This window comes from Catenuloplanes atrovinosus, from assembly GCF_031458235.1.
In the GTDB taxonomy this organism is placed as follows: Bacteria; Actinomycetota; Actinomycetes; order Mycobacteriales; family Micromonosporaceae; genus Catenuloplanes; species Catenuloplanes atrovinosus.
This window is the reverse complement of record NZ_JAVDYB010000001.1, coordinates 8378748-8393395: the sequence shown is the minus strand read 5'-3', so window position 1 is coordinate 8393395 and position 14648 is coordinate 8378748. Positions and strand designations below refer to the sequence as shown.

Below are 14648 nucleotides of genomic sequence, written 5' to 3'. Positions count from 1 at the left end.
GAGGGGCGCCGCGCGAGGAGGCGCCGCGCGAGGAGGGGCGCCGCGCGAGGAGGCGCCGCGCGAGGAGGGGCGCCGCGCGAGGAGGGGCCGCGGGAGGAGGGGCGCCGCGCGGGTGGGGCGCGCGGCGGTGGGTCAGGCGGCGGTCACCGAGAAGGAGTTGGTGACGAAGTCCTTGCCGCCGGCGGCGCTGGTGATCTCGTATCCGAACTGGACGTTGCCCACGGTCACGTCGCCCCACCAGCCGTTGGTGCGCAGCCACTGGGCGATCGCCCGGATGTCGACCGTGCCGGAGTCGGTGTTGCTGGTGCGGATGAACGAGTAGACGTTGTTCGCACCGTTCGAGCCGCGGTAGATGTCCCAGGTGTGGCCGCCGACCGACGCCCGCAGCTGGAACGTGCCGAGCGGGCCGACCGCGCCGTGCTTGTTCATCCACAGCATGATCTCGTGGGCGTTGTCCGAGGACCAGATGTCGTACGCCGTGGTGAACGCGACGCCGCTGGTCGGGACCGTGACGTTGAAGCTGCTCGTGGTCGGGCCGAGCGCGCTGACCCGACGGCCGACGAACTTCGTGGCGTTCGGGTACGCCTTGATGCCGCCGGTGTTCGGGTGGTCGGCCCAGACGCCCCAGTTGCTGTACGAGTTCGCCCAGATCGTCTGCGCCCCGTGCCCGGAGCCCCAGATGTTGTTGTAGAGCGTGTAACCGCCGTTGGTCCAGGTGCCCCAGCGGTCGCTGGAGGACCAGGCCGCGGCCTGGGCGGGCGCGGCGACGGTGAGCGTCAGCGCGAGGACGAGCGCGCCGACGGCGATGCGTGCGGTACGCAGCACGATGCACCTCCGGTATTCCGGACCAGTAAGACGAATGCCGCGCGACCGTACCCACGTTAGTTTTGTCTCTAAACGAAGTCAACTACATCCATCTATACGAAGAGGCCCCGGCGTCGCCGGGGCCTCCACGAGAAGGTGGGATCAGGCGCGGCGCGCCAGCAGGTAGACCGCGCCGCCCACCGCGATCAACGCCACGCCCGCGAGCACGGTCAGCACCACGTCCGGCCCGGTGATCGGCAGCGACGGCGTGTCACGCGGCGGCGCCGCCACCGCGGACGGCGCCGGGGAGGCGGAGGCGGACGGCGTCACGGACCCGGACGGCGACGGCGTGGCCGGCGGCGCGTCCCGCTCGGCGATCCACTGTGCCACGTCCTGCGGCGTGCCCACCGCCTTCGTGAACGGCGGCAGGTAGCCCTCGGTGTGCCCGGTCGGGTTCGGGTGCAGGATGGTGCCGTCGGCCTGGCCCTCGAAGCCGACCACCCAGGGCGCGGCCGAGCAGATCTCGTGCCCGGCGAACGCGGACTCGACGTCCACGTACGCCACGCCGGCCAGCTTCGCCTGCGCGGCGAGCACCGCGTTCAGCCCGCTCATCACCCGGTTGCCCAGCGCCCGGATCGCCACCGGGATGTCCGTGCCGGTGCAGGTTCCGGTCTCGGAGAACGGCTTCGGGTAGCCGGTCAGCACGACCTTCGCCTCCGGCGCCCTCTCCTTGACCGTGGTCAGCACGGTGCCGACCGCGGCCGGTAGCGTGGTGCGCAGCGCCGCCTCGATCGCGGCCTGCGCGGCCGCGCAGTCCGTCTCCCGGCCCGGCGTCATGCACGCGGCGAACGCGCCGGTCACGCCGAGGTCGTTGGCGCCGGCCGTGATGCTGACCAGGTCGGTCTCGGCGGTCACGGCGGCGGCCGCGGCGAGCACGTCCGCGGTCTTGCCGCCGCTGCACGTGGCGGTGGTCAGCCGGACCTGCTTCGCGTCGGTGGCGGTCCACCGCCGCGGGTACGCACCCTCCGTGTTCCGGCAGGAGTCGACGGGCGTCCCGGCGCCCACGCCGGCCGCGTACGAGTCACCGAGCGACACGTAGTCCACGGTGGGCAGCGCGGCCGCGGCGTGGGCCGGGGCGCCGGGACCCGCCGTGGCCAGCACCGCGACCGTGACCGCCGCGGCGGCCCGTAGAACTCCAGACAAAGACAAGACGATCTCTCCTCAGCCCATGCGTTGACACGCCGAGGAGCAGGTTGACATGCCTGGATTGCTCAACGGAAGCCCAGGTGCTGTTCATTCGTGTTTCACGCGGAACGCCCCGCCGGCGAGTGGCCGGCGGGGCGCTCCCCCGTGCTCGTTCCTATCGGTCCGTACTCACCGGACCGTGATGAAGGCGTTCTGCCAGCGGACGTCGCCGTCCGCGTCCCAGCCGCCGGCCAGCAGGCGCTTGCCGCCGCGGGTGGCGTTCACCGGGATGGTGATCGCCGTGGCGAAGGTGCCGTCCGCCTTCACGGTCGCGCCGCCGACCCGGACCTTGGTAGCCCCGGTGTAGAGGTAGACCCAGACCGACTCGCCCGGCAGGTAGCCGTACCCGCTGATGGTGGTCCGCGAGTTGCGGTACAGCACGTAGCCGCCGCTGCTCTTGAGACCGCCGCCGCCCGGCGAGGTCGCCGGCCAGACGATCGTCGGCAGCGCCTTGCGGGTCACCGCCGTGATCTCGGTGGACCAGGCGGACGGGATGCCCGCCGCGCTGACCGACCGGACCGCGACCGTGTACTCGGTGCTCGCCTCCAGCGGCTTGATCGTGCACGACAGGTTCGTCGCACCGACCGCGGCACACCAGGTGGACTTGCCGTTCGCGGTGGCCATCGCCTGGTACTTGGCGACGCCGGCGACCGCGCTCCAGGCGACCCGGAGACCGCCGCTGTTCGCGCTGGCCTGGACGCCCGTCGGGACGCCGCCGGCCGAGGCGCCCACGGTGACCGACTCGGTGGTCACGTCGGAGCTGCCCGCGCTCTGGCTGTTGGCCGAGACCGTGAACTTGTAGGTGGAGCCCGCGGCCAGGTTGTCGAAGACGCACTGGAGCGGGGTCGCGGTCGCCAGCACGGTGCACTGCAGGCCACCGGTGGTGGACCGCACCGTGTAGCTGGTGATCGGGATGGTGTTGTCCGCCGGAGGCTTCCAGGCGACCGTGATCGAGCTGTTCTCGGTCGCCTTGGCGGTCACCGAGGTGGCCACGCCGGGCGGGCCGACCAGGACGGCCTCGCTGGTGACGGTCGGCGAGTCGTCGTTGCCGCCGACGCCGAGCGCCTTCACCGTGAAGGTGTAGCTGGTGCCGCCGGTCAGACCCTCGATCGTGCAACTGGTCGGGTCGTCGCTGGCGATGTACTTGGCCGTGCAGGTCTTGGCGTCCGGCGCGGACGTGACCAGGTACGACTCGATACCGGCGCCGAGCGCCGCGGGACGGCGCAGGGTGATCGTGGCCTTGCCCGCACCGGCCGCGACGGCCTCCTGGATGTACGGCCGGCCCGGCGCGCCGACCGCGAGCGCGGTGGAGGCCGAGTCGGAGTAGAAGTCCGTGGACGGAAGACCCTCGGACCAGCCGAAGGTACGGACCACGAAGTTCGTCGTGCCCGGCGAGACCACCGGCAGGATGCACTCGACCGCCTTGCCGGACAGCACCAGCGGAGGCGCCGCGCCGCCGACGCACGCGATCGGGGTGGCGCCCGCGCCGTTGGTGGCCAGGTCGGTCGCCTCGTAGACGTTGATGCCGGACGGCACCACGTCGGACTGCGGCAGCGTCCAGGTGATCCGGCCGGTGCCGCCCTCCTCCACCGAGGTCTTCACGTTCTCCACCCGCGCCGGGCGGGCCGCGACCGAGAAGGCGCTGGTGTAGGTGCTCTGGCCGAACGTCCCGCCGGCCGCGCCGACCCGGAACTTGTAGGCCACGCCCGGCGTCAGGCCGGAGATCGCGCAGCTGGCGGTGACCGCCGGGGCGTTCACGCAGGTGGTGGGCACGGTGGCCGCCGGGCTGACGGTGACCGTGTACGGGTTGGTGGCGGCCGTGCCGATCGCGGCCGTCGGGTCCCAGTTCAGCGTGACGCCGGTGGGCGACACGCCGGTGGCCGCGAGCAGGTCCGGCGCGGACGGCGAACCACCGATGTAGGTGGCGGTCGCCTGCTGCTGCGACGACTCGCCGGCGCCGTTGGAGAACACCCGGATGTTGTACGTCGCCTGGTCGGTGAGCCCGGCGATGTCGCAGTACGTGTCCGTGGTCTCGACGCAGGTGTCGCTGAATCCGCCCGGGCCGGTGACCAGGGCCGTGTAGCTCGACACCGTGCCGCCGGTCGCCGGCGGCAGCCAGCTGATCCGGGCCTCACCGGTGCCGCTGACCGCCGTGGTCGCGTTCACCACGATGTCGGTCGGCGGGTTCGGCACGGCCGGCGTGACCGCGGGCGAGGCGTCCGACACCGCGGTGCCGGTCTGGCCCGGGCCGCGGGCGGTGACCCGGAACGTGTAGGACGTGGCCGGGTCCAGGCCGGTGACCGTGCAGTTGGTGCCGACCGGCGTGGCGGGCACGCAGCCCGCGCTGGCCGGTGTGGAGGTCACCCGGAAGGACTCGGCCGCGATGCCACCGCCGCCGGCACCCCAGGTCACGCTCACCTTGCCGGGCGCGGTCACGGCCGCGGTCGGCGCGGTCGGCGTGGACGGCGGGCCGGGCGTCGCGGTGGTGGCGGAGACCGCCTCCGCGCCCTTCGACGAGGCCTGGTCGGTCTCGTAGGCGGCCACGCGGACCGTGTACGCGACGCCGGTGTCCAGACCGCCGATCAGGCAGGACGTGCCGGTGACCATGCAACTGCCGTCCACCTGGCTGCCCGGGTCGTACGCCCAGGCCATGTAGTGGTCAACCGTGCCGGGCGGCGCCGTCCAACTCGCCCAGACGGCCTCAGCGCGCGGCGAGACGGTCAGCGCGGTGGGCGCGACCGGGACCGCGAGGGCCGGCGCGGCGAGCACCGACCCGACGACCGCGCCAGCGATGCCCGCCACCCCGACGTGACGAGCCATCCTCGCTGTCGCCCAGCGTGAGCGTGGCACACGCCCACGTGGTTTCCTTATCGACATTCTTCGTACCCCCGTGTGGGTGGGCCGGCGCCTAGTTGACCGGCAGACACTCCACGTAACCTAAGGCAGTACACAGTGTGATCGTGGCGATTCGCGAATATCCGCGCGTTAATCGGGATTTACACCCGAATTTTGCGAGATAGGTTGGCTTGCCGGGACCGCGGATCACCAGGCGGTACGGCCACCGTCCACCACCAGGTTCGCGCCGGTCAGGTACGTCGAGTGTGGTGAGGCCAGGCAGAGCAGCGCGGTGGCCAGTTCGGCGGGCTCACCGGCCCGGCCCAGCGGCGTCTGCGCGCCCAGCCTCGCCACCAGGCCCGGGTCCGCGCCCGGCCCGGGGAACGCGCCGGGCGTCAGCGTGTTCACCCGCACGCCCAGCGGGCCGAGCTCCACCGCCGCGTACCGGGCGAGCTGCACCACGCCGGCCTTGACCGCACCGTAGTAGGGCGGGTTCCCGGCCGCCGGATCGTCGTAGACCGGGCGCGGGCTGACCAGCCCGTACATCGAGGACACCGCGATCACCGACGGCGAGCCGTCCACCGTCGCCTTGACCAGCAGATCCCGGGTGGCCGACAGCAGCCGCTGGAACGCGGTCAGCGCCAGGCCGGCCGCCTCCGCGTAGTCCGCGGGCGTGGCCGTGGCCAGCGACCCGGACCGGCCCACGTGCGCCGCGTGCACCAGCACGTCCAGCCGGCCGGCGCCGTCCCGCAGCCCCTCGCCGAGCGCGGCCACCGCGTCGTCCGAGGTCACGTCGCAGGCGAACGACCGGCACCCGGCCACCTCGCCGCCCGAGCGGGACACCGCCCACACCGCGGCGCCGGCGTCCGCCAGCACGGACGCGAACGTGCGCCCCAGCCGCCCGGTCGCGCCGGTCACCACGGCCGTGCGCCCGGTCAGGTCGAACAACGCGCTCACGGCGTCCACCGGCTCGGGTCCAGCAGTTCCAGCGGTACGTGCGGCAGCGCGGCCAGCACGTGCGCGCGCTCGTCCGCGGTCAGCGGCGTGCGCGAGGCCAGCGCCACGTTCGCGCGCAGCTGCGCCACCGAGTCCGCACCCACCACCACGGACGTCACCCACGGCAGCCCCAGCACGTACGCCAGGCAGAGATCCGCCCGGTCCGCGCGGCCCAGCTCCGGCGCCAGCCGGTCCAGCGTGTCCACCACCGTGTTCCGCGCGCCCGGGTCCAGGTGCGGCCAGCGCACCATCCGGCCCGCCGCCAGCAGCCCCTGCAGGTAGACGCTGCGCACGGTCACCACCAGGTCCGGCCGCTGCGCGAGCGTGTCCGCCAGGTCGGCCGCGAGCCACCGCCGGTCCAGCACGTTGCACGGCAGCTGCACGTAGCCGAGCCCGGGCAGGCGCAGCACCGCGCGCAGTTCGGCCGGCGACTGCACGCTCACGCCCACCCGTTCGGCGAGCCCGCGCTCCGCGTACCGGCGCAGCGTGTGCCAGGCCGCGCCGCCGACCGCCAGCGCGTCCGCGGCCCGGTGCAGCAGGATGGTCAGCGGCTCGCCGAGGTGCTCGGCGCTGCGCGCGACGCTGGCGGCGACCGCGTTCGCCAGTGAGGACTCGCAGCTGGCCACCGCGCCGAGCGGCGCCACCTTGGTGATCGTGCGCAGCCCGGACGCGGCCGCGCCGATCCGGCGCTCGCTCTCGCCGTACGCCCGGGCGGTGTCCACGTGCGTGACGCCGAGCCCGGCCGCGGCGACCAGCAGCTCGGCCGCGACCGCGTCGGTCGGGCCGCCGGTGGTGTTCGCGATGCCGTAGGCGCCGCCGAGCTGGGCGCCGCCGAGCACCAGGGCCGACTGCCGGTATCCGCCGCGCTCCCGTACGGGCAGCGCTGCGCGCAGGTCCGTCATGCAGGGACCAACGGCGAAGTCACCGAACGGGTGCGCGGCGCGTTGGGCACTGCGGACCGTCGCCGTCGAGCTCCGGGAGCTGTGGGCCTGCCCATGCATCACGCGAACTACTACTACGGGCATGCGCACGTGCTCGCCCGGTACTGCGGCCTCGCCGATCCGGCCCACCCGCCGCGGATGCTGGGGTACCTGCAGCACGGCTGGAACATCGGGGACGGGCTGGCGCCCGGCGTGCCGTACGTGGACGGCAGCCCGCTGTTCGTCTGGTCCGAGGAGACCCGCCGCCGCGCCGTGTCGCAGGGCCGCCGGAACGTGGTGGCGATCGGGTCGCCGTTCGCGTACCTGCACGAGATGACGCCCGCCGCGGACGGGGAGCGGACCGGCACGATCTTCTACCCGTTCCACGGCTGGGAGGGCCAGCAGGTGCTCGGCGACCACCAGCGGCTGATCGACGAGGTCCGGTCCGTGGAGGAGGGCCCGGTCACGGTGTGTCTCTACTGGAACGAGCACCGCGTCCGCGGCATCCGCCGGCTGTACGAGCGGGCCGGCTTCCGGGTGATCTGCCACGGCTACCGCGGCTTCTGGTGGCGCGACCACGACCGCGAGTTCCTGGTCCGGCAGCTCGGCGAGCTGCGCCGGCACCGCCGGGTGGTGTCCAACCGGCTGTGCAGCGCCATCTGGTACGGCCTGCTCACCGGCGCCGACGCGGCCGTCTACGGCGACCCGATGGTGCTGGAGGACGGCGACCTGACGTTCGGCGGCGAGCCCCGGCTGCGCCGCCAGTGGCCCGAGGTCTACGGCTACGCCACCGACCGCGGAACCTGCCGAGCCCTGGCCCGACGGGAGCTCGGCGCCGACAACCTGGCCCGGCCGGCGGAGCTGAGGAGCGTGCTCGGCTGGGCGGAGCCCCTGGAGAGGTGCGCCTGATGTCCGACCGCCCCGCCGCCCTGCTGCCCGAACCGGCCCACGCGGCCCCGGAGCCGCCGATCCCGGGTCAGGTGAACCCGGCCGCGGCCGCGCTGGCCAACCTGACCCGGATCGGCGGCGAGATGTTCGCCTGGTCCGACGCGACGCCCGGGTACAGCGGCGCGCTCCGGCACCTGCTGCACACGCTGGTGCCCGCGCCCGGCGCGCACGTGCTGGTCGCCGGCCCGCACCACGACGAGCTGATCACCGTGCTGCTCGCCGCCGGCGCGGACGTGACCTGCCTGGTCCGCTCGCTGGGCGACGCGGAGGCGCTGGCGCTGCGCTTCCCCGCGGCCGGGGTGCTCTGCGGCAGCGCGTCCCGGCTGGACCCGATCACCCGGTACGACCTGGTCGTCTGCCTGGACGGCCTGGACCGGCTGAACTCGGCCGAGGGCACGCCGCTGACCGATGACGAGTTGCTGGCCACGCTCGCGAAGGCGGTGGCGCCGGACGGCACGCTGGTGCTCCGGCACGAGAACCCGCTCGGCATCCACGCGGCCGTGGAGCTCGACCCCGGCGCGCGCGAACGCTCCGACTCCGCCTGGTACCCGCCCGGCTCGTCCGCGGACCGGCCCGCGTCGCTGACCGAGCTGACCACCCGGCTGGCCATCTTCGGCCTGCACTCGTCCGCCGGCTACGCCGCGTTCCCGGTGCCGGACCGCCCGACCGTGCTGGTCGGCCCCGGCCTGCTCGGCGAGCCCGGCGCGCCGCTGCGCGGGCCGTTGCAGGCGGTGCTGGCCCGCGCGTTCACGGACGCGTACCGGGACCGGCCCGTGCTCAGCGATCCACGCCGGATGGCCGGCCGCGCGCTGCGGGCCGGCGCCGAGGCCGTGCTCGCCCCCGCCTGGGTGACGGTGTCCCGCGCGTCCGGCGAGATCCCGGCGCACGCGCTGCTGGCCGGCGACGCGGACGGCCCGCACGCGTACACGCTGACGCCCGCCGACTGGGGCGCGACCGCGACCACGCTCGTCCCGGCCGACGACTCGGTCAGCCACGGCGGCCTGCGCCGGGTGAACGGCTCCTTCCCCGTACCCGCCGGGGTGGTCCTGGAGGAACGGCTGTTCGGCCTGTGCGCCCGCGCCGACCTCGGCGGCCTCCGCACCGAGCTGCGCCGGCTCGCCGCCTGGCTGGACGGCCACGCCCGCGACGGCTGGGTGACCGGCCCGATGGCCCTGGCCGACGCCGGCGACCTGCTCGACGACGGTACGCAGCTCGGCCTCGCGCCGCCCCGCTGGTCCCCCGAGGAGCCGGTCGCCGTCGACGTGGTCCTCACCCGGATCGCCTGGCGGTTCGCCGCCCGCCTGATCACCTCCGGCCAGCCGCATCCCTGGCCGCTCACCAGCAGCGCCGTCGACCTGGCCACGCTGCTGCTCGGCATGATCGACCGCCCGCTGCGCGAGCCTTCGCTGCGCGCCGCCGTCGCGCTCGAACTGGACCTCTCCGGCCTCCCGCTGCCCGCCCGCGACGCTCGCCGCCGCGAGCTGCTGGCCCTCGCCCCCGGCGCCGCCACCATCGACGTCCCCGGCTACCGGGAGCTCGCCGAGGCCCTGTGGCGTCAGCGCTACCAGGCCAGCCACCTGCTCGCCCAGATGGAGTGGACCGAGCAGATCATCCGCTCCCGCGACCTGCACCTGTCCAAGATGGACTGGGAGATCCAGCTCTACCGGAAGTCCTGGCCGGGCCGCTTCCTGATGGTGGCCCGCAGCGGCTACAAGCTCGTCCGCAACGACACCCGCAAACTCACCAGGAAGATCAGCAAGCGCCGGGCCGCCGCCCGCCGCGCCAAACGCGACGCCAACTTCCCCCAACCCGGCGAGGTCGTCTGACCCCCTGCCCCCGGGGGCGGATTCCTCCGGGAATCCGCCCTCGGGCGGGTCAGGTGCGGATCGTGGTGCGGGTGGTGAACTCCTCCAGGAGATCGTGCCCGTCCCAGACCGGCGCGAAGGACAGCGCCTGCCCGAACGGGACGATCCGGTCCACCCCCCGCCCCGGCAGCGCCTCCACCAGCGGCCGCAACTGCCCCACGGTGAACCCGAAATGGCTCACCGTCTGATCCCGCGGGCCGACCATCGGCACGAGGTCGAGCAGCGAGTCCAGCCGGGACACCGCCACCACCCCCGCGCCCAGCCACGCACGCGCCGGCTCCGCCCCGTCCGCGAGCCGCAGCCAGGCCAGTTCGTTGCTGGGGAACCGCACCCCGACCGCGCGCCCGTCCGCCGCCAGCCCGTAGGCGCGAACCCGCTTCTCCACCGCCATCGCGGCGTCCACCGTCCATCCGCGACGGTGCACCGCCTCCGCCAGTTCCCGCCGGAAGCCGTCGACCGCCTTCTCCGCGTCGGCCGGCGCGCCGATCACGTACAGCGTGCCCGGGGACGAGCACGCCGCCTGGTCGAACCAGTAGACGTCGTTCGCGTAGCCCTCGGCCGCGGCCCGCTGCGCGTCGCCGGCCGCGGTCAGCCAGCCGGCCGCGGAGAGCACCGCGAACGAGGACCGGTCCGGGAACGTCAGGTCGCGGGCGAGCGGGCCGAGCGGGTAGCGGCGCAACTCGGTCACGCTCGCGTCGCCGCCCCACAGTACCCGCAGGTCGCAGGCGGCGGAGAGCGCCGCGGTGACGGCGTCGTCGCGGCCGTAGGTGATCATCCGCTGGGTACGCGCGATCACCGGGTCGGCGTCCGCGAGCGCGGCGTTCAGCGCGGCCAGCACCGCGTCCGCGGCACCGGCGGAGCGGGACGACAGGCGTACCACGTTGCGGTTGCCGGCCAGTGCGCTCAGCGCCCAGGAGTAGACGAACACGGTGTCCACGTTGGCCGGTGGAACGTGGAAGACCAGGCCGCGCGGGCGGCGTACCGTGTGCGGATCGGTGGTCCTGATCCGCTCCACGGTCCGGGCCAGCTCGGCCCGGCGCAGGAAGAAGCCGAGCGACCCCAGCTCCGGGTGGGCGCGCGCGACGGACGGCGACAGCAGCCGGGCGGACAGCGCGCCGAGGAACGCGACCACGCGCGCATCGCCCACGGTGAGCGGCTCGGCGGCCGGCATCGGATCGGTGGCGCCGGACGGGAAACGGACGATCACAGCGCGGCCCTCCCCTGCGCCGGCACGGCGTAGACGTCGCTGCACCCGCGCGCCTCGGCCCGCGGCAGCCGCCCGAGCACCTCGAAGCGTTTGCCGGGCCACGCGCCGTCATCGACCCCGCGGATCACGCCGAGGTCCTCGGTCAGCAGGACATTCCCCGGGTACGACGTGGGCAGCGCGCTGACCAGCTCGATCAGGCCCGGCTCGCCGACCGGCTGCTCGGCCCAGGTGCGCGGGTCCCGGACGATCACGTCGGCGAAGTCCGGGCAGTAGAGCCCGCCGCCGTCCGGCCCCTCCAGGAACACCGTGCCGATCTGCTCGACCATGCCGTAGAAGTTGTGAATCCGCCGTAGCCCGGTGTCCGCGGTGAACCGCGCGCGGAACTCCCCCGGCGAGACCGCGCGGTCCTGGAGCCTCTTCCACCCTCCGGAGTGGACGAGCACACCGTTGCCCAGGTCCCAGCCGTTGTCCCGGGCCAGCTCGTAGAGGTGCAGCCACACCATGAAGGTGAACCCGAAGATCAGGAACGGCCGGTCGCCGTGCTTGCGCAGGAACGCCTCGATGGTGCCCGGATCGACCTCGCCGTCCGCGTCGAGCGCCCACGCGTGGTCCCGGCCGAAGCCCATCATGCCCAGCACACCCGCGCCGCGCGCCGAGAACGTACGCCGGTCGGCCAGGATCGCCCGGGTGTCGACCAGCAGCATCGGCAGCCGGTGCGGGCCCAGCACGGTCTGCATGGTGCGCGACAGCATGCGGCTCTGCGCGGCCGCGGCGTGCTGGTCCAGGAAGATCCGGCTCGGCGCGCCGGTGGTCCCGCTGCTGGTCAGCGTCTTGAAGACGGCCGCGTCCGGGATGCTCTTGAGCGCGTGCGTCTTGAACATGCGTACCGGCAGCCAGGGCAGTTGCTCCAGGCTCCGATAGGTGCGGTCCGGCCGGTGCCCGAGGGCGTCCATGATCTGGCGGTACGGCGGGCAGCCGGCCCGGTGCGCCGCCAGCCGCTCGACGATCTCCGGCAGCAGCCGCTCCTCCTTGGCCGGTTGCGCCAGCCGGAAGACCTCGGGCGCGCCCAGGGTGTCGATCGGCACGCGGTCACCCCCGTCTCTCACGTTCGTTGACCCTCGGGGCCACCAGCGACGGCCCCCGGGGTCAAACGAGAGCGGGAGCGGCACGGATGCGGATCGTCGGAATCGTCCAGGCCCGGATGGGCTCGCAGCGGCTGCCCGGCAAGGTGCTGCGCCCGCTCGCCGGCCGCAGCGTGCTCGCCTGGGTGGTCCGCGCCGCGCGCGCCGCCGGCTGCCTGGACGACCTGATCGTGGCCACCAGCGACCGCCCCGAGGACGCGGCCGTCGCCGCCGAGTGCGCCACGCTGGGGGTACGGGTGTTCCGCGGCCCGGCGGAGGACGTGCTCACCCGGTTCGTCGGCGCGCTCGCCGGAGTGCTGCCCGTACAGGGCGGCGTGGACGCGGTGATGCGGTTCAACGCGGACTGCCCGCTGCTCGACCCGGAGGTGATCCGCACCGCGGCCCGCCACTTCGCCGCCGCGCCCGGGCTGGACTACCTGAGCACGTCGCTGCACCGGGTGCTGCCGCTCGGCACCGACGTGGAGATCGTCTCGGTGGACGCGCTGCGCCGCGCGGACCGGCTCGCGACCGGGTTCCACCGCACGCACGTCACGTCGTACGTGTACACCCATCCGGAGGACTTCACGGTCACCGGCATCGCGCTGCCGCCGGACCGCTCCGGCCTGCGCGTCACGCTGGACACGATCGAGGACTGGCGGCTGATCGAGGCCGTGGTCGCCCACTTCGGCGACCGGATCGTCGGCGTGGCCGAACTGTCCGCCTGGCTGGACGCGAACCCGGACGTCCGCGCGCTCAACGGCGAGGTACGGCAGAAGGCGCTGGCCGACCGGTGACCGCCGCGGTCGGCCTGCGCTGCGACGCAGGCGTGACGATGGGCGTCGGCCACCTGGTGCGCTGCCTGGCGTTCGCCGAGGAACTGATCGCGCGCGGCTGCCGGGTGACGCTGCTCGGCGACGTCGGCACGGTGCCGTGGACCGCGCGCGAGATCGCCCGGCTCGGCCTGCCGGTCGTCGCCGCGCCCCCGGAGCCCGCCGCGCTGGCCGCCACCGCCGCCGGGCTCGGCCTGGACGCCGTGGTGATCGACTCGTACGTGACCGACCCGGGCTGCGCCGCCGCGCTGCGCTCCGCCGGCATCACGGTGATGGCGATCGTCGACGGCGACCTCCGCGGCCAGCACGCGGACCTCTACCTGGACCAGAACCTCGGCGCCGAGCTGTCCGCGCCGCCGCTGCCCGCGGGCGCCACCCGCCTGGCCGGCCTGCCCTACGTACTGTTGCGCGACTCGGTCCGGTCCCGCCGCCCGCCCGCGCCCCGCCCGCTCGCCGCGCCCGGCGTACCGTCCGTGGTCTGCTTCTTCGGCGGCACCGACCCGTTCGGCGCCGCGCCCGTGCTGGCCGGCATGCTGGCCGCGACCGGCCTGCCACTGGAGGCCGTCGTGATCACCCCCGCGCCGGTCCCGCTCCGGCCCGCACCCGGCCAGCGCTTCCGCTTCGTGCCGCACACGCCCGACCTGCCCGCGCTGCTCGACGGCGCCGACCTGGCGGTGTGCGCGGCCGGCACCTCCACCTGGGAACTGCTCTGCCTCGGCGTCGCCCCCGCGCTGATCACGGTCGCGGACAACCAGCGCCTCGGCTACGACGCGATGCTCGCCCACGGCCTCGGCTTCGGCCTGGGCCCGCTCACCGCGCTGCCCTCCCCCGCCGCGCTCGACACGCTGCGCACGGCGCTGACCTCCCCGTCCCTGCGGCACACGCGCGCCACCCGGGGCTGGTCCTCGGTCGACGGCGACGGCCGGCTCCGCGCCGCCGACGCCCTCCTCACCCGATAGCCGTCCGGTCCCCCGCCGCCTTTGCTCTGCTTACCCGGACGAACCGGACGGCGCGACACCCCCGACATCACCCGGCGGTACGCGAGGTAAGCAGAGCAAAGCCGCACCAGAGCACGCCATCCGGCGTGACCTGCGGCGATATTTCGGGCGAAGCGCCGAAGCGGTCGCGACCCCTTCCGGATACGCCCTAGGCGCGCGAGCCGAGAGCCTGGTTGATGGCGCGGCCGAGCGCGGCTATGACCAGCGAGACGCTCGGCCGGATGGTCGACTCCTCCATGCTGACCCCGCCCCCGAAGCCGGCGCCCGCGGCGATCTCCTCCAGGCGCTTGTGGGCCTGCTCCAGGGCCTCGTTGTCCAGGCCGAGCGCGGGCTCCATGCGGGTGGCGGCGAGCAGCGTGGCCAGCGCCGCCGTGCGCTCGTCGGGGAGGGATTGACCGGTCAGCGCGTCGGCCAGGCGGGCCCGGATGCCCTCCTCGTGGCTGCGGTCGACGGTCGGGTAGCGGTGCAGGTGGATCACGCCGCCCATCGCGGTCTCGTCCACGTCGCGGACCACGCCGCGCTCGACCAGGTCGGCGAGGATGCGGTCGCGCAGGCCGTGGCGGAGGCGCTGGAGCCAGGACGACGGGGCGTGCGGCGCCTCGGCGTCGATCTTCGCGAGCACGGCGTCCAGGATCGGGTCGCCGACCGGGGTGTTGTCCTTCACCACCAGCGAGTCGCCCGCCATGGTCAGGCGGCCCACCAGCGCCAGCTCCACCAGGATCGCCGCGGCCATGCCGAGGTCGAGCGCGATCCGCGACCCGACGGCACGTCCGGACTCGTCGTCGTACGCCAGGACCAGCAATTCCTCGGGCAACGTAATGGGAGCCATGGCCATGACCATAGTGGCCGCCACCAAGGCGACGGTAGGGGCTGGATAGG

The 14648-nt window shown here is 74.2% G+C and carries 12 protein-coding genes; 4 read left to right on the top strand and 8 right to left on the bottom strand.

All coding sequences use genetic code 11. The features are described from left to right. Positions 1 to 132: 132 nt before the first annotated feature. The 5 genes from J2S41_RS37515 to J2S41_RS37495 all read right to left on the bottom strand — a co-directional run bounded on the left by J2S41_RS37515 (position 133) and on the right by J2S41_RS37495 (position 6782). On the bottom strand, positions 133 to 825 hold the full coding sequence (locus J2S41_RS37515) for a GH12 family glycosyl hydrolase domain-containing protein (protein ID WP_310375444.1): 693 nt from the start codon (positions 823 to 825) through the stop codon (positions 133 to 135). A 141-nt stretch (positions 826 to 966) separates the two neighbouring features. Then, positions 967 to 2007 (bottom strand): SGNH/GDSL hydrolase family protein, encoded by a 1041-nt coding sequence (locus tag J2S41_RS37510; RefSeq protein WP_310375443.1) that lies wholly within the window; start codon positions 2005 to 2007, stop codon positions 967 to 969. A 171-nt stretch (positions 2008 to 2178) separates the two neighbouring features. Beyond that, positions 2179 to 4869: a fibronectin type III domain-containing protein gene (locus tag J2S41_RS37505; protein WP_310375442.1), complete on the bottom strand. Its 2691-nt coding sequence runs from the start codon at positions 4867 to 4869 to the stop codon at positions 2179 to 2181. Positions 4870 to 5091: 222 nt separating this feature from the next. Next, complete coding sequence (locus J2S41_RS37500) at positions 5092 to 5841, bottom strand: SDR family NAD(P)-dependent oxidoreductase (RefSeq protein ID WP_310375440.1); 750 nt, start codon at positions 5839 to 5841, stop codon at positions 5092 to 5094. Beyond that, positions 5838 to 6782 carry an aldo/keto reductase gene (locus J2S41_RS37495; RefSeq protein WP_310375439.1) on the bottom strand — a complete coding sequence of 315 codons (945 nt, stop codon included), beginning with the start codon at positions 6780 to 6782 and terminating at the stop codon, positions 5838 to 5840. Before J2S41_RS37495 ends, J2S41_RS37500 begins: the two co-directional genes overlap by 4 nt. 93 nt (positions 6783 to 6875) lie before the next feature. On the opposite strand from J2S41_RS37495, the gene J2S41_RS37490 reads away from it, so the two are divergent. Both J2S41_RS37490 and J2S41_RS37485 read left to right on the top strand, forming a co-directional pair. Then, complete coding sequence (locus J2S41_RS37490) at positions 6876 to 7709, top strand: hypothetical protein (protein ID WP_310375437.1); 834 nt, start codon at positions 6876 to 6878, stop codon at positions 7707 to 7709. Next, a complete protein-coding gene (locus tag J2S41_RS37485) occupies positions 7709 to 9574 on the top strand; it encodes a class I SAM-dependent methyltransferase (protein WP_310375435.1) in 1866 nt (621 codons plus the stop codon). The genes J2S41_RS37490 and J2S41_RS37485 overlap by 1 nt, the downstream gene beginning before the upstream one ends. Before the next feature lie 49 nt (positions 9575 to 9623). Here the strand turns inward: J2S41_RS37485 and J2S41_RS37480 are convergent, their stop codons facing one another. Both J2S41_RS37480 and J2S41_RS37475 read right to left on the bottom strand, forming a co-directional pair. Beyond that, the gene (locus J2S41_RS37480) at positions 9624 to 10784 is read right to left on the bottom strand and encodes an acyl-CoA reductase (RefSeq protein WP_310376833.1); all 1161 of its coding nucleotides are present in this window, start codon (positions 10782 to 10784) and stop codon (positions 9624 to 9626) included. A gap of 32 nt (positions 10785 to 10816) precedes the next feature. Beyond that, complete coding sequence (locus tag J2S41_RS37475; protein WP_445343941.1) at positions 10817 to 11905, bottom strand: LuxE/PaaK family acyltransferase; 1089 nt, start codon at positions 11903 to 11905, stop codon at positions 10817 to 10819. Positions 11906 to 11991: 86 nt separating this feature from the next. On the opposite strand from J2S41_RS37475, the gene J2S41_RS37470 reads away from it, so the two are divergent. After that, the gene (locus J2S41_RS37470; RefSeq protein ID WP_310375433.1) at positions 11992 to 12735 is read left to right on the top strand and encodes a cytidylyltransferase domain-containing protein; all 744 of its coding nucleotides are present in this window, start codon (positions 11992 to 11994) and stop codon (positions 12733 to 12735) included. Positions 12736 to 12773: 38 nt separating this feature from the next. Further along, on the top strand, positions 12774 to 13730 hold the full coding sequence (locus tag J2S41_RS37465; RefSeq protein WP_310376828.1) for a PseG/SpsG family protein: 957 nt from the start codon (positions 12774 to 12776) through the stop codon (positions 13728 to 13730). Between the two features lie 187 nt (positions 13731 to 13917). On the opposite strand, the gene J2S41_RS37460 is transcribed toward J2S41_RS37465, so the two are convergent. Beyond that, positions 13918 to 14598, bottom strand: coding sequence for a GOLPH3/VPS74 family protein (locus J2S41_RS37460; RefSeq protein ID WP_310375431.1), 681 nt, complete (start codon positions 14596 to 14598; stop codon positions 13918 to 13920). Positions 14599 to 14648 lie beyond the last annotated feature (50 nt).

What these genes read in the sequence shown, in the direction of transcription:
- J2S41_RS37505 (WP_310375442.1), bottom strand. Translation starts at nt 4,869, where the DNA reads ATGGCTCGTCACGTCGGGGTGGCGGGCATCGCTGGCGCGGTCGTCGGG.
- J2S41_RS37495 (WP_310375439.1), bottom strand. Translation starts at nt 6,782, where the DNA reads ATGACGGACCTGCGCGCAGCGCTGCCCGTACGGGAGCGCGGCGGATAC.
- J2S41_RS37490 (WP_310375437.1), top strand. Translation starts at nt 6,876, where the DNA reads ATGCATCACGCGAACTACTACTACGGGCATGCGCACGTGCTCGCCCGG.
- J2S41_RS37480 (WP_310376833.1), bottom strand. Translation starts at nt 10,784, where the DNA reads ATGCCGGCCGCCGAGCCGCTCACCGTGGGCGATGCGCGCGTGGTCGCG.
- J2S41_RS37465 (WP_310376828.1), top strand. Translation starts at nt 12,774, where the DNA reads ATGGGCGTCGGCCACCTGGTGCGCTGCCTGGCGTTCGCCGAGGAACTG.
- J2S41_RS37485 (WP_310375435.1), top strand. Translation starts at nt 7,709, where the DNA reads ATGTCCGACCGCCCCGCCGCCCTGCTGCCCGAACCGGCCCACGCGGCC.
- J2S41_RS37460 (WP_310375431.1), bottom strand. Translation starts at nt 14,598, where the DNA reads ATGGCTCCCATTACGTTGCCCGAGGAATTGCTGGTCCTGGCGTACGAC.
- J2S41_RS37470 (WP_310375433.1), top strand. Translation starts at nt 11,992, where the DNA reads ATGCGGATCGTCGGAATCGTCCAGGCCCGGATGGGCTCGCAGCGGCTG.